Here is a 6746-nt window from a genome sequence, read left to right as displayed (position 1 = left end):
TAGCCGCGCTGGGCCATGGATGGCCCTTCGCGGCGGCCCACGGAGCAATGCCGGAGTGAGGGCACACCGAGCCTAAGCGAGGTGCCGAGTGGTGGGGCAAGAGCGTTTTGGTTACTTTTGCGCTCTTCAAAAGTGACCCGCTGTAAGAGCGGAACCATAAGTAGCCGTTACCGCAGCAACGGATATTCACACCACCCCAAAACCACCACCCGACAAAAAAATCAGGCCCCCAGCAGCTCAGCCTTGACCAACTTAGCCTGCTCATCCGCATGATACGAAGACCGCACCAACGGCCCCGAAGCCACGTTCTTGAAGCCCATCTTGTACCCTTCCTCGGCAAACCAGGCAAAGGTATCCGGATGCACAAAACGCTGCACCGGCAGGTGACTACGCGAAGGCTGCAAGTACTGCCCCAAGGTCAACATATCGATGTCATGCTCACGCATGCGCTTCATGACCTCGATAACTTCCTCATCCGTCTCACCCAGGCCCAGCATCAAGCCGGACTTGGTCGGAATGTGCGGCATCATCTGCTTGAAGCGTTGCAGCAAGGTCAACGACCACTGGTAATCCGACCCCGGACGCGCAGCCTTGTACAGGCGCGGCACGGTTTCCAGGTTGTGGTTGAACACATCTGGCGGCTCGGCGGCGGTGATTTCCAGGGCGATGTCCATGCGGCCACGGTAATCGGGCACCAGGGTTTCCAGCTGGACATTCGGCGACAGTTTGCGGATCTCGCGGATGCAGTCGGCGAAGTGCTGGGCACCGCCGTCACGCAGGTCGTCACGGTCCACCGAGGTGATCACCACATACTTGAGCTTCAGGTCGGCGATGGCGATGGCCAGGCTTTCCGGCTCGTTGGTGTCCAATGGCTTCGGACGGCCGTGGCCAACGTCACAGAATGGGCAGCGACGGGTGCAGATGTCGCCCATGATCATGAATGTGGCAGTGCCGCCGGAGAAGCACTCGCCCAGGTTCGGGCAGGAGGCTTCTTCGCAGACGCTGTGCAGCTTGTGCTTGCGCAGCAGGGCCTTGATTCGGTCGACTTCCGGGGACACCGGGATGCGCACGCGGATCCAGTCAGGTTTCTTTGGCAATTCGGTGGTCGGAATGATCTTGACCGGGATGCGTGCAACCTTCTCGGCGCCGCGCAGCTTGACGCCGGCCTCTACCTTGGCACGTGGGGCCGGACGCTCAGTGACGTCCTGCGTCGGGATAATGGTTTGCACTGCATCAGTAGTCATATCAGTCGATTCCGCCCGTGAGGGTCGTCTGCTCAGCATAGTCGAGGTGTTTGACGAGCTGCGCGCGCAGCCGGGCACTTACCTCGGCAAATTCAATCGATCCTGCATGCTCGCTCAACTGGGTCATCGCCAGTCCCGCGTAGCCACAGGGATTAATCCGTCGAAATGGCGCAAGGTCCATGTCCACGTTCAGCGCCAGGCCATGAAACGAACAGCCGTGGCGGATTCGCAATCCCAAGGAGGCGATCTTCGCCCCGTCGACATAGACACCCGGCGCATCCGGCTTGGCCGCCGCCGTCACACCGTAGCTGGCCAGCAGCTCGATCAGGCATGTCTCCATGCGGGTGACCAGCTCGCGCACGCCAAACCCCAGCTTGCGCACATCCAGTAACAGGTAGGCGACCAATTGGCCAGGACCATGGTAGGTCACCTGCCCGCCCCGGTCGACCTTCACCACCGGGATATCCCCCGGCAGCAGCAGGTGCTCGGCCTTGCCGGCCTGGCCCTGGGTGAACACCGGCGGGTGTTCCACCAGCCAGACTTCATCGTCGACGGTAGTGCCGCGTTCGTTCGTGAAGCGTTGCATGGCATGCCAGACCGGCTCGTAAGCCATCGTGCCCAGCTCGCGAAAGCCCAGCGTGCCCGGCATCACAACACCATGTGCACGAAACCGGTCGCACGCAGCTCGCTGTTGATGTCGTAGAGCTGTTCCTGGCCGGTGGCAATGATGTGCAACTGGATCGTCGTGTACTTGCCGTTGGTACTCTGGCGCTCGGCCAGGGTCTTGTGGTCAACGGTGGCATGTTTTTCAAGGATCGCAATGATCCGGTCCTTGAAACCCACGCCGGTGTCGCCGATGACCTTGATCGGATAATCCGCGCAGGGGAATTCGATCTTCGGCGCTTTTACTTCAGAGTCTGTCATGGGGTAACGGCCTCGTAAGCCGTGGTAACGCACATGGCCCCGCTCCGAATGGGAACGAGGCCATGCAGGTCAACACTTCAATCAGTTGAACAAGCCGTAGAAGAATAGACGGATGCTATCCCACATGCGGCGGAAGATACCACCTTCCTCGACCGCGTCCAGAGCGATCAGGTCGGCGCTGTGCACCACTTTGTCGTCCAGTTTGACTTCGACTTTACCGATCACGTCGCCCTTGGCGATGGGAGCGGTCAGTTGCGGGTTCATGGTCATGCTGGCAGCGAGCTTCTTGAGCTGGCCTTTAGGCAAGGTCATGGTCAGGTCTTGGGCCAGGCCGGCCTTCACCTGATTGGTGGTGCCTTTCCAGACCTGGGCCTGGGCCAGTTCGGTGCCCTTCTGGTAGAAGGTCTGGGTTTCGAAGAAACGGAAACCGTAGGTCAGCAGCTTCTGGGTTTCAGCGGCACGGGCCACTTCGCTGCTGGTGCCGAAGACGACGGCGATCAGGCGCATGCCGTCACGGACAGCCGAAGACACCATGCAGTAGCCAGCTTCGTCGGTGTGGCCGGTCTTCAGGCCATCGACGGTCTTGTCGCGCCACAGCAGCAGGTTGCGGTTAGGCTGCTTGATGCCGTTCCAGAAGAATTCCTTCTGGGAGTAGATGGCGTAGTGCGCCGGGTCTTCATGAATGATCGCCCGTGCCAGCAGCGCCATGTCGTGAGCCGACGAGTAGTGCTCAGGGTTCGGCAGACCGGTAGGGTTCATGAAGTGGCTGTTGGTCATGCCCAGGTCGGCCACGGTCTTGTTCATCATGTCGGCGAACGCATCTTCGCTGCCGGCGATGTGCTCGGCCAGGGCGACGCTGGCGTCGTTGCCGGACTGGATGATGATGCCGTGCAGCAGGTCGCTGACGGTCACTTGCGAACCGACCTTGATGAACATCCGCGAACCGCCGGTACGCCAGGCGTTTTCGCTGACGGTCACCGGATCGTTTTCACCGATCTGGCCACGACGGATTTCCAGGGTGGCGATGTAGGCGGTCATCAGCTTGGTCAGGCTGGCCGGTGGCAGGCGCTGGTCACCGTTGTTCTCTACCAGTACCTCGCCGCTGCTGGCATCCATGAGCACGAAGGATTTGGCGGCCAATTGAGGAGGCGCAGGCATCATCTCCACCGCGAACGCGGCTGGGGAGAGAAGCAGCGGGACTAGCAGGCAAAGGCGTTTGGCAAAGGTGGTGATGTTCATCCGTCTCTCGAAATCGCTAATGGGACTGCCCGAAGGCAAAACTGAAACAGGCAACCTTCTAACGGGTCGCCGCGTATTTAAGTTGCTCACTCACAACCCTTGCCGGGCTTTTGTTATTCATGGAGCCAACAACCTGGCCCGCTCCAACCGCAAGCGGGCCTCAATCAATTACTCGGCGGTGACCAGGCTCGGCGAACCGAGATTGGCCAGGCGCACACTGTTCTGCACTTGCTGGACTTCACCCGGAGAACCGATCGGCCCCAGGCGCACCCGATGCAGTGTCTGCTGGTTGCGCACGATCGAGCTGATGAACACCGGGGCGCTCACCATCGAGCTGAGCTTCGACCTCAGCAGCTCGGCAGCGTCCGGGTTGGCGAACGCGCCCACTTGCAGAAACTGGCCAGACGCTGTTGCAGAAGCGTTTTTTTTTGCGTCGAGCTGAACGGGCACTACGGCCGCCGCGTGCTGCTGCGGCGGTGGCGTCCACTGCTCGACCGTGCCGGTGGACGCCGTCACGGTCGGCGCGGCATTTTGCGCCACTTTCGGCTCGTTGAGCATCAAAGGCGCCGGACGGCCGCGTTGGGCCCACCATTCCTGCGGGTCGATACCTTCAACCTTGACCCGGGCGGTGCCGATTTCAGCGTAACCGAGTTTTTTCGCCGCCGCATACGACAAGTCGATGATGCGGTCGGAATAGAACGGCCCACGGTCATTGACCCGCAGGATCACGCTCTTGTTGTTGTCCAGGTTGGTCACCCGCACATAGCTGGGCAGCGGCAAGGTCTTGTGGGCCGCGCTCATGCCATACAGGTCATACACCTCGCCGTTGGCGGTGTTCTGGCCGTGGAACTTGGTGCCATACCAGGACGCCGTGCCCGAGGCCACGTAGCGCTTGGAGTCGGACAGCGGGAAATAGGTCTTGCCCAACACCGTGTACGGGTTGGCCTTGTAGGGGCCCGTGTGCAGGGTCGGCGTGGCATCGGGAATGCGCGAGACATCCACATCCCACCACGGCGCGCCGTCCTTGTGGGCCCGGTTGATGTCCAGGCCGGGCGTCGCGCGCACGGCGGTGGAGTTCTTCTGGGCCGGCGCGCGGCTGGTCGAACAACTGACGACCAACAGCGACAGCGCGGCCAACGCCACGAGCTTGAGGGGTTTGGCTTTCAGGGGTAGATAGGTAGGCAATGCCCGCATTATTTGACGCCCCGTGCTTTGACCAGCTCTTCAGACAGTTGATATACGGCCATGGCGTACATCACGCTGCGGTTATAACGCGTAATCGCGTAGAAATTCTTCAGGCCCATCCAGTATTCGGGGCCTTGTTCGCCTTCCAGGCGTATCGCGGTGACCGGCATGTCGTCACGCAGCGCATCATGACTCGACCAGCCCAACGCCCGCAACTCCCCGACGGTTTTCGTCGGCTCGATGCCCTCGGTCAGGCCCTGGTCCACCTGCTCGCCACGCACGTCGGCACGGCTGACCACCGGCTGGCCGGCTTCCCAGCCGTGGCGCTTGAAATAGCTGGCAACACTGCCGATGGCATCGGTCGGGTTGGTCCAGATATTGATGTGACCGTCGTCGTCGAAGTCCACCGCGTAAGCACGAAAACTGCTGGGCATGAATTGCGGCAGGCCCATGGCTCCGGCATAAGAACCCTTGAGGGTCAGCGGATCAACCTGCTCTTCGCGGGCCAGCAGCAAGAACTCGCGCAGCTCCTTGCGAAAGAATTCGGCGCGCGGCGGGTAATCGAAGCCCAGGGTCGACAGCGCGTCGATCACCCTGAAATTCCCGGTGTTACGGCCAAAGAACGTCTCGACGCCAATGATAGCCACAATGAACTGGGCCGGTACGCCGTATTCCTGCTCGGCACGGGCCAGGGCCGCCTCGTGCTGGCGCCAGAAGTCCACGCCCCGGGCGATACGCGCCTCGGTGATGAACATCGGCCGGTACTCGCTCCACTGCTTGACCCGCTCGGCGGGCCGGGAGATGGCGTCAAGGATCGACTGCTTGCGCTCGGCCTCGCGAAATACCCCCATCAGCTGCTCACCGGCAAAACCGTAGTCGCGGGTCATCTCACCGACGAATTCGGCCACCTGTGGCGAACCTTCGTATTCGCCTGCCTGGGCATGCGGCGCACCGCCCAGGAAGCCGACCAGGCCGATCCACGGCGCATATCGCGTCGACCAGCCACGCATTGCTTGCATTGAACTCTTCACCTTATTCAAACCTGCGCGATCCACTTGCGATGCGTATGAATCGACATCAAGACCCCAAACGCTGACAGTAGTGTCACCAGCGAAGTTCCTCCGTAGCTAATGAATGGCAACGGCACCCCCACGACCGGCAACAGGCCACTGACCATACCGATGTTGACGAAAACATAAACAAAAAACGTCATGGTCAGGCTGCCCGCGAGCAACTTGCCGAACAATGTCTGGGCCTGGGCGGTGATCACCAAGCCGCGACCGATCAGCAGCAGGTAGATCAACAGCAACACGCAGATGCCTACCAGGCCGAACTCCTCGCCCAGTACGGCGATGATGAAGTCGGTGTGGCTTTCCGGCAAAAAGTCCAGGTGCGACTGGGTGCCCATCAGCCAGCCCTTGCCGAACACCCCGCCGGAGCCGATGGCGGCCTTGGACTGGATGATGTTCCAGCCAGTGCCCAGCGGATCGCTCTCCGGGTCGAGGAAGGTCAGGATTCGTTGCTTCTGGTAGTCGTGCATCACGAAGTACCACATGGCCACCGAGACCGGCACCGCGATGGCGACGACGCTGAGGATCCAGCGCCAGCGCAAACCGCCCATGAACAGCACGAAGGCGCCACCGGCCAGGATCAGCAGCGAAGTGCCAAGGTCCGGCTGGCGCACGATCAGGATGAACGGGATGCCGATCAGCAACAGGCTGATGCACACGTGCTTGAGCTGCGGCGGCAGGGTGCGCTTGGCCAGGTACCAGGCGATGGTCGCCGGCATGATGATCTTGAGGAATTCCGAAGGCTGGAAGCGGATCACCCCGGGAATGTTGATCCAGCGAGTGGCGCCCATGGCGTTGTGACCCATCACGTCCACCACCACCAGCAGGCTCACGCCCACCACATAGGCCAGCGGCACCCAGCGGGCCATGAAACGCGGCTCGAGCTGGGCAATGACGACCATCGACACCAGGCCGATGCCGAACGAGGTGGCCTGCTTGCCCAGCAGGTCCCAGTTCTTGCCACTGGCCGAATACAGCACGAACAGGCTGCCTGCGGCCAGGGTCAGCAGCAGGATCAGCAACGGACCATCGATGTGCATGCGCTGCAGCAAGGTGGCACGGCGGCGCATCACATCTTCGCTGG

The 6746-nt window shown here is 61.3% G+C and carries 7 protein-coding genes; all 7 read right to left on the bottom strand.

The annotated features are described in order from the left end of the window. Positions 1 to 221: 221 nt before the first annotated feature. Complete coding sequence (gene lipA / locus BLO97_RS29840; protein WP_058543155.1) at positions 222 to 1244, bottom strand: lipoyl synthase; 1023 nt, start codon at positions 1242 to 1244, stop codon at positions 222 to 224. 1 nt (position 1245) lies between these two features. Then, the gene (lipB, locus tag BLO97_RS29835; RefSeq protein WP_072345416.1) at positions 1246 to 1893 is read right to left on the bottom strand and encodes a lipoyl(octanoyl) transferase LipB; all 648 of its coding nucleotides are present in this window, start codon (positions 1891 to 1893) and stop codon (positions 1246 to 1248) included. Further along, positions 1893 to 2168 carry a DUF493 domain-containing protein gene (locus tag BLO97_RS29830; RefSeq protein ID WP_003185772.1) on the bottom strand — a complete coding sequence of 92 codons (276 nt, stop codon included), beginning with the start codon at positions 2166 to 2168 and terminating at the stop codon, positions 1893 to 1895. Before BLO97_RS29830 ends, lipB begins: the two co-directional genes overlap by 1 nt. Positions 2169 to 2249: 81 nt before the next feature. Beyond that, positions 2250 to 3407, bottom strand: coding sequence for a D-alanyl-D-alanine carboxypeptidase family protein (locus BLO97_RS29825; RefSeq protein ID WP_063324230.1), 1158 nt, complete (start codon positions 3405 to 3407; stop codon positions 2250 to 2252). Positions 3408 to 3575: 168 nt separating this feature from the next. Continuing rightward, a complete protein-coding gene (locus BLO97_RS29820) occupies positions 3576 to 4601 on the bottom strand; it encodes a septal ring lytic transglycosylase RlpA family protein (protein WP_063324229.1) in 1026 nt (341 codons plus the stop codon). Continuing rightward, positions 4601 to 5611, bottom strand: a complete 1011-nt coding sequence (gene mltB / locus BLO97_RS29815; protein WP_092150483.1) for a lytic murein transglycosylase B — start codon at positions 5609 to 5611, stop codon at positions 4601 to 4603. Before mltB ends, BLO97_RS29820 begins: the two co-directional genes overlap by 1 nt. Positions 5612 to 5628: 17 nt before the next feature. After that, positions 5629 to 6732, bottom strand: coding sequence for a rod shape-determining protein RodA (gene rodA / locus BLO97_RS29810; RefSeq protein ID WP_063325216.1), 1104 nt, complete (start codon positions 6730 to 6732; stop codon positions 5629 to 5631). Between the last annotated feature and the right edge of the window lie 14 nt (positions 6733 to 6746).

The sequence above is a fragment of the Pseudomonas sp. NFACC05-1 genome (assembly GCF_900100135.1).
GTDB classification, from domain to species: Bacteria; Pseudomonadota; Gammaproteobacteria; order Pseudomonadales; family Pseudomonadaceae; genus Aquipseudomonas; species Aquipseudomonas fluorescens_Q.
This window is presented reverse-complemented; position numbering and strand designations above follow the sequence as displayed.